Here is a 17,738-nt window from a genome sequence, read left to right as displayed (position 1 = left end):
GCTAACCCCGATGCGCATAAGGGAAAGTTTACTTGTAGAGTGCACTACTTTTTCGTAGCATGCTCTACATGAACACACCTCTGATCTGGTCGTTGCTGGTCCTCACATTGCCCACAGAGAACGCCACCGCAAGGATGCGACACTGGCGTGCCCTGAAGGCTCGGGGCTGTGCGGTGCTTCGGGACGGCATTTATCTGCTGCCCTACAGCCCCGAGCGCGAGGACATGCTGCGGGAACTGGCTGCATCCATTGTCGCGAGCGGCGGCACCGCTCATCTGCTGCGCGCACCGAGTTTCGACGCGGAGCAGGAAAGCTACTTCCGTACGCTATTCGACCGCTCCGACGATTACGCGAGCTTCATGCGGACGCTCGCCGATGCGCGCAAGGCAGTGCCCGGCCGGGCGCCCGCAGACCTGGCGCGACTGCAGCGGCGGCTGCGCAAAGATTACGGGAGCGTCGTCGCGACCGATTACTTTCCATCGGAGGCCGCGACACGTGCGGAATCCGCGTGGCAGGACTTCATCTCTCATGTGGAGACCGTGCTGTCGCCCGGCGAACCGCATGCGGCCGAGCGGCCCATTCCCCGTCTTCGGATCGATGACTATCAGGGGCGGACCTGGGCGACGCGCCGGCGATTGTGGGTGGACCGGGTTGCGAGCGCCTGGCTGGTTCGCCGGTTTGTCGATCGCGACGCACGGTTCCTGTGGCTGGAATCGCCCGCGCAGTGTCCTGCAGACGTCCTAGGATTCGACTTCGACGGTGCGACGTTCACACACGTCGGCGAACGAGTGACCTTCGAGGTGTTGCTTGCAACGTTTGGCCTCGACCAGGATGCGGCGTTGCTGCGCCTCGGGCAGATGGTCCACGCCCTCGACGTGGGCGGCGAACCTGTGCCGGAGGCCGCCGGCTTTGAAGCCGTGCTGTCCGGCACGCGCGGGCGTGTGCCTGACGATGACCGGTTACTCGCCGAGATGACACCGGTTCTGGATGCGCTCTACGGATACTTCGCAGCGACGGCAAGAAACGGCGACGGGAGGGCTCGCCGATGAGCACGCCGACGAGCATGAGGACCGCAACGACGCGGGCCTACGCGCTCGGCCAGATGGTTCTGTATATGCTGCGGCTCGGTGCATTCGGGTTCGGCGGGCCCGTGGCACTGGTCGGCTACATGCACCGCGATCTTGTCGAGCAACGACGGTGGATCACCGAGGCCGACTATCGCGAAGGGCTTGCACTCGCGCAGACGATGCCGGGTCCGCTTGCCGCGCAGCTCGGCATCTATCTCGGCTATGTGCACTATCGCGTGGTGGGTGCAACGCTCGCCGGCATCGCGTTCGTCCTGCCGTCGTTCGCGATGGTGGTCGTACTTGGATGGGCCTACGCACGCTTTGGCGGTCTCCCGTGGATGCAGGCCGTTTCTATGGCGTTGGGGCGGCCGTCGTCTGCATCATCGCGATGAGCGCATACAAATTGACGGCCAGGACGGTGGGCCGAAACCGGCTACTGCTCGCAATCTATGTGACGCTGGCGGCCGTGACGGTGATTACCGAATCGGAGATCGCCTGGCTCTTTATAGCGGGCGGAGTCGTCAACTGTCTGGTTCAGGCGCGGCCGACATTTGGCAAGGGCGGTCTTAACGCGGCTGTCGCAGCGCAGTTACCGGCCGCAAGCGGAGTCCTCAGTGGTCTTGACTGGCCGTTGCTTGGTCAGCTCTGGCTGTTCTTCGCAAAAGCCGGTGCCTTCGTGTTCGGCTCGGGTCTGGCCATCGTGCCGTTTCTTTACGGTGGGGTCGTGACCGAACATCACTGGCTCAACGACAAGCAGTTCGTCGACGCAGTCGCCGTCGCAATGATCACGCCGGGTCCGGTCGTGATCACGGTCGGCTTCATCGGTTATCTCGTCGCCGGATTTCCGGGCGCCTGCGTCGCGGCGCTCGGCACCTTCCTGCCCTGCTACCTGTTCACGGTGCTGCCGGCGCCGTACTTCAAGAAGTACGGCAAGTTGCCTGCCGTCAAGGCGTTCGTTGACGGCATTACGGCAGCGGCGGTGGGCGCCATCACCGGGTCGGTGATTGTCATCGCGCGGCGCTCCATCGTTGACTGGCCGACTCTGGCGCTTCTTCTTGTGACGGTCGTGTTGCTCTGGCGTTTCAAGAAGCTCCAGGAGCCAATGATTGTCGTAGCGGCGGCGCTGTTCGGCCTTGCCGTCTATCCGCTTGTCCATGCCCACGTCATCTAAACGCGCGGGAAGGCGCGTTTTCGAGGAAAAGCAATCATGGCAACACGTCGCACCTTCCTGCACAACACCGCTGCGGTTGGCGCGGGAATCATGCTGGCTCAGGCACAAACTGTCCATGCCGCGGAAGAGCCCGGTTACAGCGACAAGCTCACCGACGCGGACGGCAAGTATGCCGCTGGACCGCTGCCATTCGCCTACGACGCGCTTGAACCCGTTATCGATGCGCGCACCGTCGAACTGCACTACAACTTTCACCACAAGCCCGCAGTGGTTGCCGCGAACAAGGCTGAGGACGGCCTCGCGAAGGCGCGGGAGTCGAACGATTTCGCGCTGGTGAAGTTCTACGAGAAAGAGCTCGCATTCCAGCTCTCGAGCCATAACCTGCACACCATTTACTGGACCAGCATCTCGGGCAAGGGCGGTGAACCGAAGGGTGATCTTGCAAAGGCAATCGACAGAAATTTCGGCTCGTACGCGAAGTTCAAGGCTCAACTGGTTGCCGCAACGATTGCTGTGGAAGCATCGGGCTGGGGCGTCGTCGGATACCATCCTGCGACGGGCAAGCTCATGATCCTGCAGTGCGAGAACCATCAGAAGCTGACCGCGTGGGGTATCCAGCCTATCCTCATCCTCGACGTCTTTGAGCACGCGTATTACCTGAAGTATCAGAACAGGCGCAACGAATACGTCAATCAGCTTTTCAGCATCCTCAACTGGGACAACGCGGCTTCGCGGTTGCACGCAGCAACGCGCGCGTAACACTGTCATGCGATGCGACGGCCCATCCACGACGGCTCTTGCCCGGCTCTCAGCCGTGTTACTGCCGGCGGGCGTGAAAGCTGACGCGTTGATGCTGCTTGTGGCTCGCGGTTTGCGCGGCATCTGCGACGGCTTCGTCGCAGTACTGCTGCCGGTTTATCTGCTTCGGCTCGGGTTTGGGCAACTGGCTGTCGGCCTCATCAGCACCGCGACGCTCTTCGGTTCTGCTCTCGCCACGGTTCTCGTGGGACTGGTCGGCAACCGCTTCGCATCGCGCGGGTTGCTCTTGTTTGCCGCGGCGCTCATGACGGCGACAGGTCTCGCATTCGCAAGCCTTTCGTCACTGTGGCCGCTCACCGTCGTCGCATTCGTCGGCACGCTGAATCCCAGTTCCGGCGATGTCAGCCTCTTCCTCCCACTCGAACATGCAAGGCTTGCACAATCCGCGAGTGGCGACGTGCGTACTTCGCTCTTTGCGCGGTACAGCCTGATCGGTGCGCTGTCGGCGGCGGTGGGTGCGCTGGCTGCCGGACTGCCTGATCGCACGGCAACGTCTCTGGGCATATCTCAGCTTGCCGCGATGCGTGGCATGTTTGCTGTCTACGCAATCGCGGGACTGGCCATCTGGCTTCTCTACTTACGCATCCCCATTCACGAATCGCAGATTCATGGTGCCCGTGCGCCGCTTGGCCCGTCGCGGGCCATCGTCATTCGCCTTGCATTGCTGTTCAGTATCGACGCGTTCGCGGGCGGGCTCCTCGTCAACTCGCTGCTCACGCTGTGGTTGATCCAGCGGCTCGGGCTTTCGCTCGGCGCAGCGGGCTTGTTCTTCTTCTGGGCCGGCTTGCTGAGCGCCGCTTCGCAACTCGCCGCGGCCCCGCTCTCGCGAAGGATCGGCCTGCTGAACACGATGGTGTTCACCCATATTCCATCCAGCGTCTGCCTGATTGCGGCCACATTCTCACCATCGATCACGCTGACTCTGGCACTCCTGCTCGCGCGTAGCGCCTTGTCGCAGATGGACGTGCCCACGCGCAGCGCCTACGTCATGTCAGTGGTGACACCGGAGGAGCGCCCTGCGGCCGCGAGCTTTACGGCGGTGCCGCGAAGCCTTGCGGCAGCGCTCGCCCCTACGCTGTCGGGCGCGCTGCTCGGCCTCGGATGGCTCGGTGTGCCGCTCGTAGCTTGCGGCGTGCTGAAGATCGCCTACGACCTGTTGCTGCTCGCCGCGTTTCGCCACATCAGGCCGGAAGGAGACCCGCCATGATGCGCATCCGATCAGGTGGCTCGCGCGCCGTGTTGCTGTACCTTGCGCTGCTTGCACTGTCGGCGGCCGCAGGCATCGTCTTGCACGTCATTGCACCGGCGGGTGCGGAGCAGCCAGCGGCCGGGCTGCCGCTCGACCATGTGGCCGACGTTCCGTTGCCGGGTCGCGCGACGCGTCTCGACTATGTGAGCTACGACGCGGGGCGGCACCTGCTCTTCATCGCTCATCTCGGCGACAGTGAAGTGATCGTTTTCGATACGCTGAACTCGCGAGTTGTCTCGCGCGTGCGCGACATAGCCGCCGTACATGGTGTTCTTGTCGTGCCGGCACTGGGGCGCGCCTATGCATCAGCGACGGGCACGAACGAGGTCGTTGCGATCGACGAGGCAAGCATGCGTGTCGTGGCGCGTGTGCCCGGCGGCGTCTTTCCGGATGGCATCGCGTATGAACCTGACTCCCGCAAACTGTATGTTTCGGACGAAACGGGCGGCACCGTGACCGTCATCGATACGCTCAGCAACCGGCGAGTGAACACCATCGCGTTGGGCGGAGAAGCGGGCAATACGCAATACGATCCCGTGTCGCGGCATATGTTCGTCAATGTGCAGACGCGGCGACAACTGGTCGAAATCGATCCGTCGACGGACACCATTACGGCCCGAATCGATCTGCCGGGAGCCAATGGCAACCACGGGCTTGCCATTGTGGCGCAACAGCATCGCGCGTTCATCGCTTGCGAAGGCAACAACAGGCTGCTGGTGCTCGACATGCCGACTAAGCGCGTAATTCAGTCTTTGGAGGTGGGCGGTCAGCCCGATGTCCTCGCATACGATCCAGGACGAGACCTGCTGTACGTCGCTGGCGAAGCAGGCGTCGTATCGATGTTCCGCGTCTCAGGAACTGCGGTAGACAAGATCGGTGGAGGGCTCGTCGGCCCAAATGCCCATGTGGTCGGCGTCGACACCGAGACACACCGGGCTTATTTCCCGCTCAGGAATGTCAACGGCCGGCCGGTGCTTCGCATCATGACGCCACGGACAACGGAAGTCTGGTAGCAATGCGCACCGAGGCAATCGGCAAGCAAATTTGCATCACCCTCGAAACGCTTCGCGGGAACCGCGCTCTCGCGCCGCAACTGGCACTTAACGCTCGGGTCGGGCGCGAATCGCGGACAGGTGTTCGTCAGCGAACGCGTCACGCACTTTTTGCATTGTTCAACGCTGACAACCGACGAAGGTACCGTGCAGTTCCGATGGACGACTTCAGCAGCCGACCGTGTTGACGGTAACCGCAGCGAACGAACGGGGCTGGCAAAGCCGCCAGGCTCCGGCCGTTGCCTGCATGCTACGGGTCATAAGATGTGAATCCGCGGACGCACCGACCTCTCGTATGCATATGCCTGTTCCGCAGATGAGCAACGCGCGTGCGACAGGAATGCCTTGGCGTCAACCCGCCCGGTCCGAGGAAGCGCTTTGCTAGAGATGGTTGCACAGACCGCCGTTGGAAGTGGTGTTCCCCCTCTAGGCGGCGTTCCCGACCGAAACGCCTTTGCTCGTCATGAAACCGATACGCCCAACAGATGCCCAATGCCGAACGTGAATGCCGCGGCGACGAGCCCGATGACGATCTGCCGACCTGCCGAAAATACCGCGCTTCTACCGTTGAACAATGAGGTGAACATCCCGATGCCTGCCAGCGCCAAAACGCTGAATGCAATGCACTGGACAATCGCCAGCTCGCCAGCCGACCACAGGAACGGCATCGCAGGAAAGATTGCTCCGACCGCAAAAAGACAGAAGGACACTGCCGCAGCCGACCATGGATTTCCGCCCAGTTCTGCCGGATCAAGTCCCAGTTCCTCGCGGGTCAGCGCATCAAGGGCCTTGCCCTTGTCTTTCATGATCTGTGCAGCGACTCGCGTGGCCTCGTTATAGTCCAGGCCTTTGGCCCGATATATCAGACGAAGCTCATGCTCTTCGGCCTCGGGAGTGTGCTCGAGCTCGTCCGCCTCCTTCGCGATCTGCGTCCTCGCGAGCTCGCGGGCATTGGTTACTGACAGCCATTCGCCGAGTGCCATCGAGCAGGCCCCCGCGACAATCCCGGCAAGCGCGGTCAACAGGATGGCCTTGTTTTGGGTCCCAGCCCCGGCAACACCCATGATCAGGCAGAAATTCGACACCAGACCGTCGTTAGCGCCGAGTACTGCGGCGCGCAGATCGTTGCCGGACGACACACCCTTGTGCCAGGACTCGGCCTTCGCAATTTCGGCGCCTTTCGTTGCTTCTGGCTTGCCATCATTTGCCAACCTCTGGACGACGCTCGCGTGGTGACGTTCGTCCTCTGACATCTTCGCTGTGTCGGGGCTGTGGGCATACTTGTTCCGGTCGGCGAACTCGGCGGCAGCAATTGACGGGAGGACAAATCGCGGCCCGAATACATGAACCAGCCCTTTCATCAGCACGGTCTTCACGCCCGGTCTGGTAGGAACATGCTGTTTATTTGCTTTGAGCTTGTCTGCCCAGATCTTCGCGTGCTCCCGTTCGGAGGCGGCTAATTCGCCAAAGGTCCGTTTTCTTTCGGGGTCTGCTTCGACTCGCGCGAGCGTCTCGTAAATGGCCGCGCCATGCAGTTCGTCGGCAAGGTTGGCCCGATAGCGCTTCAGTTCTTGCCTTGATGCCATATCCGAGGGCTCCGGTAGACGCCAAAGCATACAGCTGGCCCGGCACTTCTCATCGATAAGCCTACGCGATGCGATAACCGCGAGTGGAAATCGTTCGCGTTTTGATTCACGATGTCTTTTCGTGCCCTTTGCTGTTCGCCGTCGCATGCGGAGGCGATAAAACGCTAGCGGACTTCAGGAAACCTTCAGCTTGTGCGGTCATATTAGCCGGAACCGCGGTAGCTGCGTCTGTCCGGCGCGACTGCCAGGAGGAAAGCTTGGAACACGACACTGTCCGCGTTGCCCGCGCATATCTGAAGAGTGCTGCCTCTGGTGCGATGCTTCCACAGAGTGCGGCGCTTGTCGGCATTGCGTTGCTCGGCGTCGACGAAGCCGTTTTCGAGACGCTACAGTTTCGCTGCTGGGCCACGGGAGTAATCATGGCGTTTCCTGCATTAGTGAGTTTCGCTAGTCGCATGGCGAACGAACACATACCAGCGGTGAATTGTGCCGGCGTAGACGCATACGATCGCACAGTCGCCCACTATAGCGTGGCCGCTGTCTTGCAGTTTCTGTCCGGGATTGACCATTGCGTTTCCGTCATGAAAGACGACGACAAGGAATCGCCGCGATGACCTTTTGATAGACACAGACCGATGCTACGCGACAAGATCTCTAACGCCTCGTCAGCGGCCACGCGAATTGCGGCCGGTGATGACAAAAGGACCTACGACAGTTTTTCCATTGCCCTGCACTGGGTTACCGCAGTCCTTGTTCTAGGCCAATTCCTACTTGCGCAAACGTGGGGTTTAACGCCGCGTCCGACGCGGCACCTCATGATTGTGGCGCACATGTCGTTTGGCATCGTGCTTACGGCGGTGCTGATCGCGCGAATCGGGTGGCGTCTGTTACGTGGACATCAGGCGCCGCCCCCAAACGTCGGGTGGGTGGAGCATGCCGCCAGGACTGTCCACTACGTGCTCTATGTATTGCTGGTTTCTGAGGCTCTGCTGGGGTTTGTTCTGCGTTGGTCGGGCAACGAATCCATGAGCTTTTTTGGACTGGAGCTCCCACCGCCGTTCCCGCCCTTTAGCAAACCAGCCCACCACAGCGTCGGAGAAGCGCACGATCTCATCGGATGGACGATCATCGTGTTGGCGGGCTCCCACGCAGCAGCGGCGTTGTTTCACCACTTCTTTCTGCGCGATGACGTGCTCCTCCGCATGCTACCGGGTCAGAAGCGCAGAGACGACACGTAAAGGGTAAAGCCCTCTGGTGATGGTGGCAACGCCGGCTCGCGTGCTCTGGGGCCCGGCCAACTGTAACGCTAGTCGCGCACGAGGACCTCGGCCAGTTGGGATATTGGCTGGACCGCTATCACTGCGCCACACATAGTCGGACGTTCGACGATTACATTTTCTACAAGGACCGCCCTTGAACCTGTCGTTCCTCATCTTTTTAAGCGTTTTGCAGGGCGTCACCGAACTTTTTCCGGTGAGCAGTCTCGGCCATACATTGCTCGTGCCCGCGCTGTTTGGCATGCACGTTGACAAACATGCGCCGCAATTGCTGCCGTTTCTCGTCGCGCTCCATCTAGGCACCGCGTTCGCGCTGCTGTGGTATTTCCGCGAGCGCTGGTGCGCGCTGGTGCGCGGCTTCTTCGCGTCATTCGGCGGACGCCGCAACGACGACGCGCACATGATGTGGGCGCTCATCATCGGCACGATTCCGGCGGGACTCGTCGGCCTGCTGCTGGAAAAGCGGCTCGAGCGGATCTTTCACGATCTGCGCATCGTTGCGCTGGCGCTAATCGTGAACGGCGTGCTGTTGTGGCTCGGCGATCGCCTGCAGCGTACGCGTGGACATCAGGCGCCGGAGAAGCTGACGTTTCGCCAAGCCTTTCTCGTCGGCCTGGCGCAGATCGGTGCGCTGATTCCCGGTTTCTCGCGCAGCGGCCTGACCATGATCGCCGGCAGTGCGGCGGGCCTGACGACGGAGAAGGCCGCCGAGTTTTCGTTCCTGCTGGGCACGCCGATCATTTTCGCGGCCGGTTTGCTTGAATTGCCGAAGCTCTTCCACGCGCCCGGCCAACTCGCGGACGCGCTGCTGGGCGGGGGGCTGACCGCGATCGCCGCATATCTCAGCGTGCGCTTCCTGATGCGCTATTTCGAAGGCCGCGGACGCCTTGCTTCGTTCGGCGTCTACTGCGTGATCGCGGGCATCGTGTTCCTCGGCTGGTTCGCGCTGTATCCACAACCGGCCTGAAATGGGTCGATGCCGTCTGAGGCGCTGCGAAACCAGGGCATCGAGAGTTGTCACGGGTACAGTGTCTGGTTGCCGGGATAACAGCCTCAGCCGGCGCACGTCGCAATCCGCCCGGAGTAGTTTACGGGCCCGCGGACCGCCAGTTTTTGTCAAAGCTCACTGAACCCGGCCCAGCAAAGTCGGGGACCCGTTTAGCTGACATACTTGCAGGCCGGATGGCGCGTTGCTCCGTGAGCGGACACGGTCAGCACCCCATTGTCCCTCTCGTCGCCGGGTACGGGTAGGACCAGCTCGCTGGCTGCCGATCGCATTGAGGCATTTTTCATAGGCCGTCGTGTTCCGCTTCACACCGGATACGCCATGCTGTATGCACTCATCCTCGCTGGCAGCGTCTGTTGCGTGGAATGGCGCAACGTCGCAACAACCGGTCACGGACTGCAAGCTGCGTCGCCCCGCATCCAACTGGTTGACGCAGGTCAACCCCCGCGTGTCCGGCCGGAGTCATTCTGAAAATAGGTCGCGGGTTACGCCGCACCGTTTCGCAGCGGATTGAGCATTCTTGTCCCGGCTACAGAGAATCGGAGTTGCGGTGGCCTGTATGGCCACAGGTCGTCGCCTTGCACGACATGCTTAATGGAATTGACACCAGCATGCAGACTATTCGCGTTGAGTCCGCCCCAGATGTTGTCTCTGCCGATATGGAACACGCATCGCCCGTCGGGCGCGTCGATACCCGGCGTGGATTGTCGAACGCGCAAGTGGAAGAGCAGCGCGCCCGTTTCGGCCGTAACCTCGTGGACTCAAAAGCGCGCCGCACGTGGTGGCAGACGCTCAAGGAAGTACTAAGCGAGCCGATGTTTCTTCTGCTCCTCGGCGCGACCGGCATCTACTTTGTGCTGGGCGATGTGTCGGAGGCGCTGGCGCTTCTCGCGTTTGTCGGCGCGATTGTGTTGCTGACCGTTTTTCAGAGCCATCGTACTGCTCGGGTACTCGACTCTCTTCGCGAACTGTCGGCGCCGCGTGCGCAGGTACTCCGTGACGGTCGGCGGCAACTCGTTTCCGCCGGTGAACTGGTGCCAGGCGACGTAGTTTTCGTCGACGAAGGTGCTCGTGTCCCGGCCGACGGGACGGTGACCGAAGCTCACGAACTGAGCGTAGACGAATCGCTCATGACGGGCGAGTCGGTTTCGGTGAACAAGTCCGTCGCAAGCTTCGATGCATCTGCGGAACAGCAGTCTTCCGGGCAGCTCTATTTCGGATCAATGGTGGTGCAGGGCCAGGGACAGATGATAGTGACGGCCACCGGGCAGAATACGATGCTCGGCCGCATTGGCAAGTCATTGAGCGGCATAACGGAAGCGCGCTCACCGTTGCAACTGGAGACCAGAACATTCGTCAACCGCGTTGCGGTGGCTGCCGTCGCATTGTGCCTGCTGCTCGTCATGGCTTATCGTTGGCGCTCGGGCGAATGGCTTCCAGGGGTGCTCGCCGGGATCACCCTGGCCATGGGCATTCTTCCCGAAGAAATTCCCGTGATCCTCACCGTGTTCATGGCACTGGGAGCCCGCCGCATTGCTAACGAGGGCGTGCTGACGCGCCGCATGAGTGCGATAGAAACCCTCGGGCAGACGTCCGTGCTGTGCGTCGACAAAACCGGCACACTGACGCAAAACCGTATGTCCGTGCGCATGCTCTTTGCACAGGGAAAGCGGCAAGTCATCGAGCCGGACATGCAGCGCATTGATGAGGCGTATCACGAACTCATCGAATGTCTGGTGCTTGCAAGCGAAATCGAGCCGGTCGACCCAATGGAGCGCGCGTTTCACGAAACAGGCCGGGTTGGGCTCGCCGGCACGGGGCGCATCCACCCGGAATGGTCGCTCGTGCACGAGTACGCGCTGACACCCGAGTTGCCGGCTATGTCCCATGCCTGGCATTCGCCGGAGCTCGACCATCACGCCGTGGCCTGCAAAGGGGCCCCCGAGGCAGTCTGCGATTTATGTCGCCTGAGCGAGCATGAAACGCGGACTGTCCTCGATCACGCCGCGCAGATGGCGTCGGGCGGGCTACGCGTGCTGGGGGTGGCCAAAGCACGGCACTCACGTCCCGACTGGCCGCAAACGCAGCATGACTTCGCGTTCTCTTTCGTGGGGCTGGTCGGTCTGCTCGATCCGGTCCGCCCGGAAGTCGCAGGTGCTATTGCGCAATGCCAGGCAGCCGGCATCCGCGTGGTGATGATCACCGGAGACTATCCGTCGACGGCGCGGGCTATTGCGACCGAAGTCGGCATCGACAGCGCACGGATCGTGACGGGCCAGGAAGTGGCCTCGATGGACGATGCACAGCTTCGCGATGCCATTCAGCGCGTCAACACATTCGCGCGCGTCAAACCGGAGCAGAAGCTGCAGCTAGTCAACGCTTTCCGCGAAAGCGGCCACGTGGTCGCGATGACGGGCGACGGTGTGAACGATGCGCCCGCGCTGAAGGCGGCGCATATCGGCATTGCGATGGGGCTGCGCGGCGCCGAAGTTGCGCGCGAGGTCGCATCGCTGGTCCTGCTGCGCGACGACTTCGCTCCGATCGTGTCGGCGATCCGGCTCGGAAGACGCATCTACGCCAATCTCGTGCAGGCAATCAGCTACACAGTCGCCGTTCACATCCCGATGATCGCCGCGGTCATGATTCCGGTTTTCGTCGGCTGGCCGCCGCTGCTTGCACCCGTTCATATCATCTTTCTGGAACTGATCATCAACCCGGTCTGCTCGGTCGTGTTTGAGAACGAGCCCGAACGCGCGGACCTGATGCGCTTGCCGCCACGCCCCATTGGCGCAAGGCTCCTGTCGAACTGGACACTTGTCAAAGGAGCGACCGCAGGTGCGGTGGGCGCCATGATGTTGCTGGGCTTTTACGGTTGGCTGCTGACCCATGGCTACCCGTTGCCCTTTGCCCGCACAGTTGCGTTCGTTTCGCTCGTAGCAGGCAATGTCGCTTTGATCTTTGTAATCCGTGCGTTGCCGGGTGCGGAAGGCCGCGCCAATTCGCCTGAGCGGAATCGCTACCTCCTGATTGTTCTGTGCGCAACGGGGGCTGCACTTCTGCTTCTGATGACAGTGCCCCCCCTGGCGCAGCTGTTTGGACTGGTCGCGTTGCTAAACAATTGACAGTGCAGATGCAAAAATGGGAGACGTTCTCGTGATCACAATGGCGGCACTGTTCGTAGCCATTCTGCTGCTCAACGTCATTCCGGCCTTCGCCCCACCAACGTGGATGGCAATGTCGTGGATAGGATTCAATCGGCCGGACGCGGACCCTTTCGTACTTGCCATAGTGGCTGCGTCCGCCGCCACAACAGGACGTCTGATTCTTGCGCGATGCTCGACATGGCTCGTTCGCGGCCATCTGATGCGTGAAGCGGACCGGCAAAACATCGACGTGATAAAGGTATGGCTGGAAAGAAAGAAGGCGGTGACTGCCGGGGCGCTGCTGCTCTACGCTTTCAGTCCGTTCCCGTCGAACTATCTGTTCATCGCCTATGGGCTGACCGGTCTGAGACTGTGGCTCATCGGCGTGCCGTTCTTCTGCGGACGCCTCGCGAGCTATGCAGTCTGGACACATTTTGCGCAGGTCGCACACTCGTACCTCGACCCCGAATTCGATCTCGAGGGAGGGTATCTGGGCGCCTATTTCATTGCCACCCAACTGGCTTTGCTATGTCTCGTTTTCGCGTTGATGCGAATCGACTGGAGTTTCGCAATTAATGAGCACAAGCTCCGTTTCAAGCGTGGCACACCGGCTCAAAACGCCCGTACCTGACTGACGCAACAGGATCGCGCGCGACAGGCATGTTCTATCCGAAGACATTCCGCGCTGCGATGCGCCGGCTGACACGACGGTATCGGCCGGCGAGCTCATCAATCATTGCGCTTGCGGCCGGTCAGCATCGCACCGACCAGATTTTCCCGATGGCGCCAGCTCGCGAGCAGAACGCCGACGACGTGAAGTGCAACGCATACGAGTACTGCGTTGGCGCACGCTTCATGGAGTGCTTCGACCGCCTCCGAACCCCAGAATGCATTCGTCGTAAGCAGCCATCCGGTCGCGCCCGTCGCGGTGAGCAGAACGAGAAGAGCAATGATCATCGCTCCGCCCGCGGGGTTGTGACCGAGGTAGCGCCGCTCGCGGCCGGCCAACATCGCCCTCGTATATTGGGCGAACCTGCGCGGACCGGGCACGAAGTTGGCAAAGCGGGCATGGTAACTCCCCACGAAACCCCACGCGATGCGCAATGCCACCAGCGCAAGGACCGCATACCCGAGGATGTGATGGACAGTGCCCCCGTCGTCGCTCGACGCATATGCTGCGCCGAATGTGACGGCAACGCTCCAATGGAAAACGCGGACAAACAGGTCCCACACTGGCGTGAAGCTGGACGCCTCGTCTGTGCGTGCGTTCATGCGACTCATTCGTTGACCTCCTCGCTCACAAGCTTGCCGTTCACCGGATTGACGACCATCTCGCGGCGATTGCCTGACTTGTCGAGCGCGTAGACCTCATAGCAATTGCCTTCAGTCTTGACCCGCTTGACCTGGTAGCCCTGCTTCTCCAATTGTTTCGAAATGTCCTTGTCCTGCATCCATTTCGCTTTCGGCTCAGTGGTACATGACCCGGTGGCTTGCGCGGACAACGGCAGTGCGATTGCGGCAACGGCGACTGCCGCGCAGAGGCGAACATTGATCTTTTGCATTTGAGACTCCATTAGTCGGTTGGCTTGTAAATCGGTAGGTTGTCCCGACTTACAGGCCGCATGCTGCGACGCCACCCTGAAGGGAATCTTAAGGAAATAAGCTTTGTGCGTGTGAGTTTCGCCCGACTAGACTAGTAGTCCAAACTGATGATCAAATGGACCCGCGTGCGGGAGACATGATTGGCCACCCCATGCCTTCGGGAGTTCACTGAGATGCGTGTGTTGCTGGTAGAAGACGACGAATTAATTGCAAGCGGTGTCGAAGAAGGACTGCGTGACGCAGGGTTGACGGTCGACTGGGCGCACGATGGTCGCGAGGCGATGCTCGCATTGAGTACAACGGAGTACGAACTGGTCGTGCTCGATCTCGGTCTGCCCAAACTGTCCGGAACGGAGCTGCTCGATTGGCTGCGAGGCCGTCGCGACGATACGCCGGTTCTCGTCATGACGGCAAGGGACACTGTTGCGGACCGGGTAGGCGGTCTAACCGCCGGGGCGGACGACTACCTGGGCAAGCCGTTTGACCTGAGCGAACTGATTGCGCGTTGCCGGGCGCTTTTGCGTCGCGCGCATGGGCGCAGCACCGAGACGATCCAGTATCGGGATCTGATCGTGGACCCGTCGACGTTCACCGTCACACAAGGCGGTTTGCGTCAGCCGTTGACCTCCCGCGAATGCGCCGTATTGATCGAGTTGCTGACCCATCAGGGCACCCCGCTCTCGCGCGCCCGCATCGAGGAAAACCTTTATGGCTGGCAGGAAGAAGTCGAGAGCAATGCCGTCGAAGTACACATTTCGAACCTGCGCAAAAAGCTCGGACCCGGAATCATCAAGACGATCAGAGGTGTCGGCTATGTGATGGAGAAGGCATCGTGACAACCTCGATTCGTCAGCGCCTGACGCTGCTCGTGCTCGTCAGCGTCGCGCTTGTGTGGGCCTTAGCGCTCATCTCGAGTTACCGCCAGGCTATTCATGAGGCCGGTGAATGGGACGACGCGCGAATCGAGCAAGCGGCTCGCACGCTGGCGCTCGTAGACGTGAACGATCTGGTGGCGCTCGTGAACGAAACCTCGCACGTTTCCGACGACGACGGCGACGATGACGTGTCGCGCCGCCTGCTTTACGAAGTGCGCGACCTTAACGGCCAGCTGCTCGCTGCGAGCCCTGGGTTGCCCGGGTTGCCACCTACGGCTGCGCCGTCGGCGCCAGGCAAGGACGCCGCAAATAGCGCAACGGCGGGCGTGCCGGAATGGAACATCCACCAGCTTCGCGATGCGCTCCATGATCGCAGCGTGCGCGTCTTCGAACGCAACGATAGCCGGGCGGATCTGGGCGCTGGCGTCGCCAGGCGCATCGCCAGACCGCTCGCATTCGCGCTACCGGTTCTCGCCCTCGTCATCTGGGCGGCGATAGGCAGTAGCCTTGCGCCGCTGAAAATTCTCTCCCGAGCAATCGCTGCGAGGAACGTAGACAATCTGGAAACGATAGACCTGCAAGGCACACCGGCCGAAGTCTCTCCGCTCGTCGACGCACTGAATGTCCTGCTGTCGCGGCTTCACGCGTCGCTCGATCGCGAGCGGGCCTTTACCGCAGACGCCGCCCACGAACTGAAGTCCCCGCTCGCCGCTATCAAGGTTCAGGCGCAGGTCGCGCTTACTACCCGCGACCCTGCAAAACAGCGCCTCGCGATGCAGCGGGTCGTCGAGGCCGTGGACAGAAGCACGCACCTGGCGGAACAGCTTCTGTTGCTTGCGAGACTTGATGAACGCATTCCTGCCGCAGCCATAGACGTGCAACTCGACACAGTGGCACGCGAATGCATCGCTGCGCGCGGGGCCGATGCTTTGGCCAAAGGCCTTGAGTTAAGCGTGGCCGGAGACGCGTATGTGACGATAGAAGCGCCGCCTGCATTCGTGCGCATCATGCTCGACAATCTGGTGGACAACGCCATCAAATATGCAGAAGCAGGCGGTCGCGTCGAAATCGTCACCCGTCAGACGCCAGAGGCCACGCTGCTGCTCGTGCGAGATAACGGCCGGGGCGTGACGGAGCAAGACCGGATGCGTCTGAGCGACCGATTCTTTCGCGCTGCAGATGCGCGTCAGAGCGGAACCGGATTGGGACTGTCGATCGTCGCGCGAATCGTGGACCGTCTCGGCGGGAAGCTGACTTATACGACGGGAATTGACGGCCGGGGGTTAGGCGTCGAAATCCGGCTCCCACCTAGTTCGCGCCATAACCTGCCATAGTTGGCTTGACATACGTCAACCGAGGCAGGTGCGGCACGTTCACAATGAGTCCATCGACGCCGGCAGGCGCACGTTACGCTCGAACGGAGACACGATCATGAGCCCGACTCAGACGCACGGCAACGCACCATACGAAATCAGACGAATCCTCGTCGCTGTGGACGGTTCCCCGCAGTCTGCGCGGGCGGTCGAATACGTGTGTCACATGTCAGTGGCCAGCGCCCGGATTCGCGTTGTCAGCGTCGCTGAGAGTCCTCGCACCCTCTTGCCGCTCGGTTCCATGACGGATGCGCAACTGCAACTCGCGCGTACCGAACTCGCACGCGATGCGGCCAATGCCGTGGCGCGAGCACGAATTGTATTTGCTGATGCTGGCATCGACATCGAATCGGACGTCATCGAGATCTCGAGGCAAGGCGGTTATACAGCCAACGCGCTGATCGATGCCGCTACCGAATGGCACGCGGACCTGCTCGTCATGGGGGCGCGCCAGCATCGCGGCATGCTGCGCTGGATCGAAGGAACGGTATCCGAGTTCGTCACTACGCAAGCACCTTGTTCGATCCTCGTCGTGCCCGCCGGCTACGAAGCGGATATCGGACCGTCTCCGCAACGGATTCTGTTTGCGCTCGACGGCAGCATGGCGTCGCTGGAGGCATTGCATTTCGGGTTGCGGCTCGCCCGGCCCGACTCTCGCCTTCGCGCCATCTACGTGGTCGACCGCGCCGTGCGTCTGACCGATTTCGTGCCGATCCACGTTCTGCAGGAGGCGTTTATCGAAGAGGGGCACGCGGCGCTCGCCGCAGCCGCGAGCGCGTTCGCGGAACTGTCCAACCACGCCGAGACCGCGCTCGTCAAAACAGAACCGGTCAGCGACGACGTGCCGCACACGATCGTGCGCGACGCCGAACGCTGGCATGCGGACCTGCTGGTCGTCGGCACACATGGACGGCGCGGTGTCGCGCGCTGGTTCCTCGGCAGCGTCGCAGCCCGCACCGCTCGCCTCGCTCGCACGCCGTTGCTTCTGGCGCCGTCGCGCGGCCAACGCAGCGCAAAGTAGCGCAATAACGATCTGGCGACCTGCCGGGAAAACCGAGAAGAGGCAACTCCGCTCTTTTTGGACGGCAGATACGATGGTTAGCACACGCCTGGACGCGTATGACAGCGGCAGCACAACCACGTGCAGCGCCTTAAGCAAACCTTCAGCCAAAGGGTTTACGGTGACGACAGCCGCACATGGCAACTTGGCTTAACCGCAACCTGTTGTGAGACCCGCCTCGAAACGAGATACCGTTGAGATTGCTCGCGCGTACCTTAAACGGCCGGCGTCGCGGCGATAGTTATGCCCGAAGAGACGGAAGCAACGCTGTCGTCCGCCATTACACAATGGTTGACGGAAGGCGACAGGCGCAGCCTGAGGCTTGCGCTCGCCGACCAACAAACGATCTTCGCGTTTCATTGGGTGCGATGCAGATGCCAGCGGGCTCACAGTGCTTTGCTGATATCGATAGTGATGGGTGTCGGAAAGACCTTGACTACCGGCTGACACGAGTGAGG

15 protein-coding genes and 2 pseudogenes are annotated in these 17,738 nt (G+C 61.4%); 14 read left to right on the top strand and 3 right to left on the bottom strand.

Annotated features, from left to right (window positions below):
* The first annotated feature begins 68 nt into the window (after positions 1 to 68).
* The 6 genes and pseudogenes from P0D87_RS12445 to P0D87_RS12420 all read left to right on the top strand — a co-directional run.
* Positions 69 to 1,049 (top strand): chromate resistance protein ChrB domain-containing protein, encoded by a 981-nt coding sequence (locus P0D87_RS12445; RefSeq protein WP_053860878.1) that lies wholly within the window; start codon positions 69 to 71, stop codon positions 1,047 to 1,049.
* A gap of 14 nt (positions 1,050 to 1,063) precedes the next feature.
* Positions 1,064 to 2,238, top strand: a pseudogene (locus P0D87_RS12440) (chromate transporter).
* 36 nt (positions 2,239 to 2,274) lie between these two features.
* A complete protein-coding gene (locus P0D87_RS12435) occupies positions 2,275 to 2,997 on the top strand; it encodes a superoxide dismutase (RefSeq protein WP_321175834.1) in 723 nt (240 codons plus the stop codon).
* A gap of 91 nt (positions 2,998 to 3,088) precedes the next feature.
* Positions 3,089 to 4,264 carry an MFS transporter gene (locus P0D87_RS12430; RefSeq protein ID WP_321175833.1) on the top strand — a complete coding sequence of 392 codons (1,176 nt, stop codon included), beginning with the start codon at positions 3,089 to 3,091 and terminating at the stop codon, positions 4,262 to 4,264.
* Positions 4,264 to 5,319 (top strand): YncE family protein, encoded by a 1,056-nt coding sequence (locus P0D87_RS12425; RefSeq protein WP_053860876.1) that lies wholly within the window; start codon positions 4,264 to 4,266, stop codon positions 5,317 to 5,319. Before P0D87_RS12430 ends, P0D87_RS12425 begins: the two co-directional genes overlap by 1 nt.
* 56 nt (positions 5,320 to 5,375) lie before the next feature.
* Positions 5,376 to 5,514 (top strand): annotated as a pseudogene (locus tag P0D87_RS12420) (FAD-dependent oxidoreductase); the annotation flags it as partial.
* A 305-nt stretch (positions 5,515 to 5,819) separates the two neighbouring features.
* On the opposite strand, the gene P0D87_RS12415 reads toward P0D87_RS12420, so the two are convergent.
* Positions 5,820 to 6,944 carry a VIT1/CCC1 transporter family protein gene (locus P0D87_RS12415; protein ID WP_053860419.1) on the bottom strand — a complete coding sequence of 375 codons (1,125 nt, stop codon included), beginning with the start codon at positions 6,942 to 6,944 and terminating at the stop codon, positions 5,820 to 5,822.
* A 257-nt stretch (positions 6,945 to 7,201) separates the two neighbouring features.
* On the opposite strand from P0D87_RS12415, the gene P0D87_RS12410 reads away from it, so the two are divergent.
* The 5 genes from P0D87_RS12410 to P0D87_RS12390 all read left to right on the top strand — a co-directional run bounded on the left by P0D87_RS12410 (position 7,202) and on the right by P0D87_RS12390 (position 13,001).
* Positions 7,202 to 7,558: a hypothetical protein gene (locus P0D87_RS12410; RefSeq protein ID WP_053860418.1), complete on the top strand. Its 357-nt coding sequence runs from the start codon at positions 7,202 to 7,204 to the stop codon at positions 7,556 to 7,558.
* 21 nt (positions 7,559 to 7,579) lie between these two features.
* Entirely contained in the window at positions 7,580 to 8,182 is a 603-nt protein-coding gene (locus tag P0D87_RS12405; protein ID WP_053860417.1) for a cytochrome b, read from the top strand.
* Positions 8,183 to 8,357: 175 nt separating this feature from the next.
* Complete coding sequence (locus P0D87_RS12400; protein WP_053860416.1) at positions 8,358 to 9,188, top strand: undecaprenyl-diphosphate phosphatase; 831 nt, start codon at positions 8,358 to 8,360, stop codon at positions 9,186 to 9,188.
* Positions 9,189 to 9,886: 698 nt separating this feature from the next.
* On the top strand, positions 9,887 to 12,349 hold the full coding sequence (locus tag P0D87_RS12395; protein WP_321175895.1) for a cation-translocating P-type ATPase: 2,463 nt from the start codon (positions 9,887 to 9,889) through the stop codon (positions 12,347 to 12,349).
* 16 nt (positions 12,350 to 12,365) lie between these two features.
* A complete protein-coding gene (locus P0D87_RS12390) occupies positions 12,366 to 13,001 on the top strand; it encodes a hypothetical protein (RefSeq protein WP_408481771.1) in 636 nt (211 codons plus the stop codon).
* 98 nt (positions 13,002 to 13,099) lie between these two features.
* Here the strand turns inward: P0D87_RS12390 and P0D87_RS12385 are convergent, their stop codons facing one another.
* The gene (locus tag P0D87_RS12385; RefSeq protein ID WP_321175832.1) at positions 13,100 to 13,642 is read right to left on the bottom strand and encodes a cytochrome b/b6 domain-containing protein; all 543 of its coding nucleotides are present in this window, start codon (positions 13,640 to 13,642) and stop codon (positions 13,100 to 13,102) included.
* 5 nt (positions 13,643 to 13,647) lie between these two features.
* Positions 13,648 to 13,932 (bottom strand): PepSY domain-containing protein, encoded by a 285-nt coding sequence (locus tag P0D87_RS12380; protein ID WP_053860413.1) that lies wholly within the window; start codon positions 13,930 to 13,932, stop codon positions 13,648 to 13,650.
* Positions 13,933 to 14,145: 213 nt separating this feature from the next.
* On the opposite strand from P0D87_RS12380, the gene P0D87_RS12375 reads away from it, so the two are divergent.
* The 3 genes from P0D87_RS12375 (at position 14,146) to P0D87_RS12365 (ending at position 17,241) form a co-directional block, all read left to right on the top strand.
* Positions 14,146 to 14,808, top strand: coding sequence for a response regulator (locus tag P0D87_RS12375; protein ID WP_053860412.1), 663 nt, complete (start codon positions 14,146 to 14,148; stop codon positions 14,806 to 14,808).
* Complete coding sequence (locus P0D87_RS12370) at positions 14,805 to 16,181, top strand: ATP-binding protein (protein ID WP_053860411.1); 1,377 nt, start codon at positions 14,805 to 14,807, stop codon at positions 16,179 to 16,181. Before P0D87_RS12375 ends, P0D87_RS12370 begins: the two co-directional genes overlap by 4 nt.
* A 97-nt stretch (positions 16,182 to 16,278) precedes the next feature.
* Positions 16,279 to 17,241 (top strand): universal stress protein, encoded by a 963-nt coding sequence (locus P0D87_RS12365; RefSeq protein WP_053860410.1) that lies wholly within the window; start codon positions 16,279 to 16,281, stop codon positions 17,239 to 17,241.
* Positions 17,242 to 17,738: the final 497 nt, after the last annotated feature.

Source organism: Paraburkholderia sp. RL17-368-BIF-A, assembly GCF_046054045.1.
In the GTDB taxonomy this organism is placed as follows: Bacteria; Pseudomonadota; Gammaproteobacteria; order Burkholderiales; family Burkholderiaceae; genus Paraburkholderia; species Paraburkholderia graminis.
This window is presented reverse-complemented; position numbering and strand designations above follow the sequence as displayed.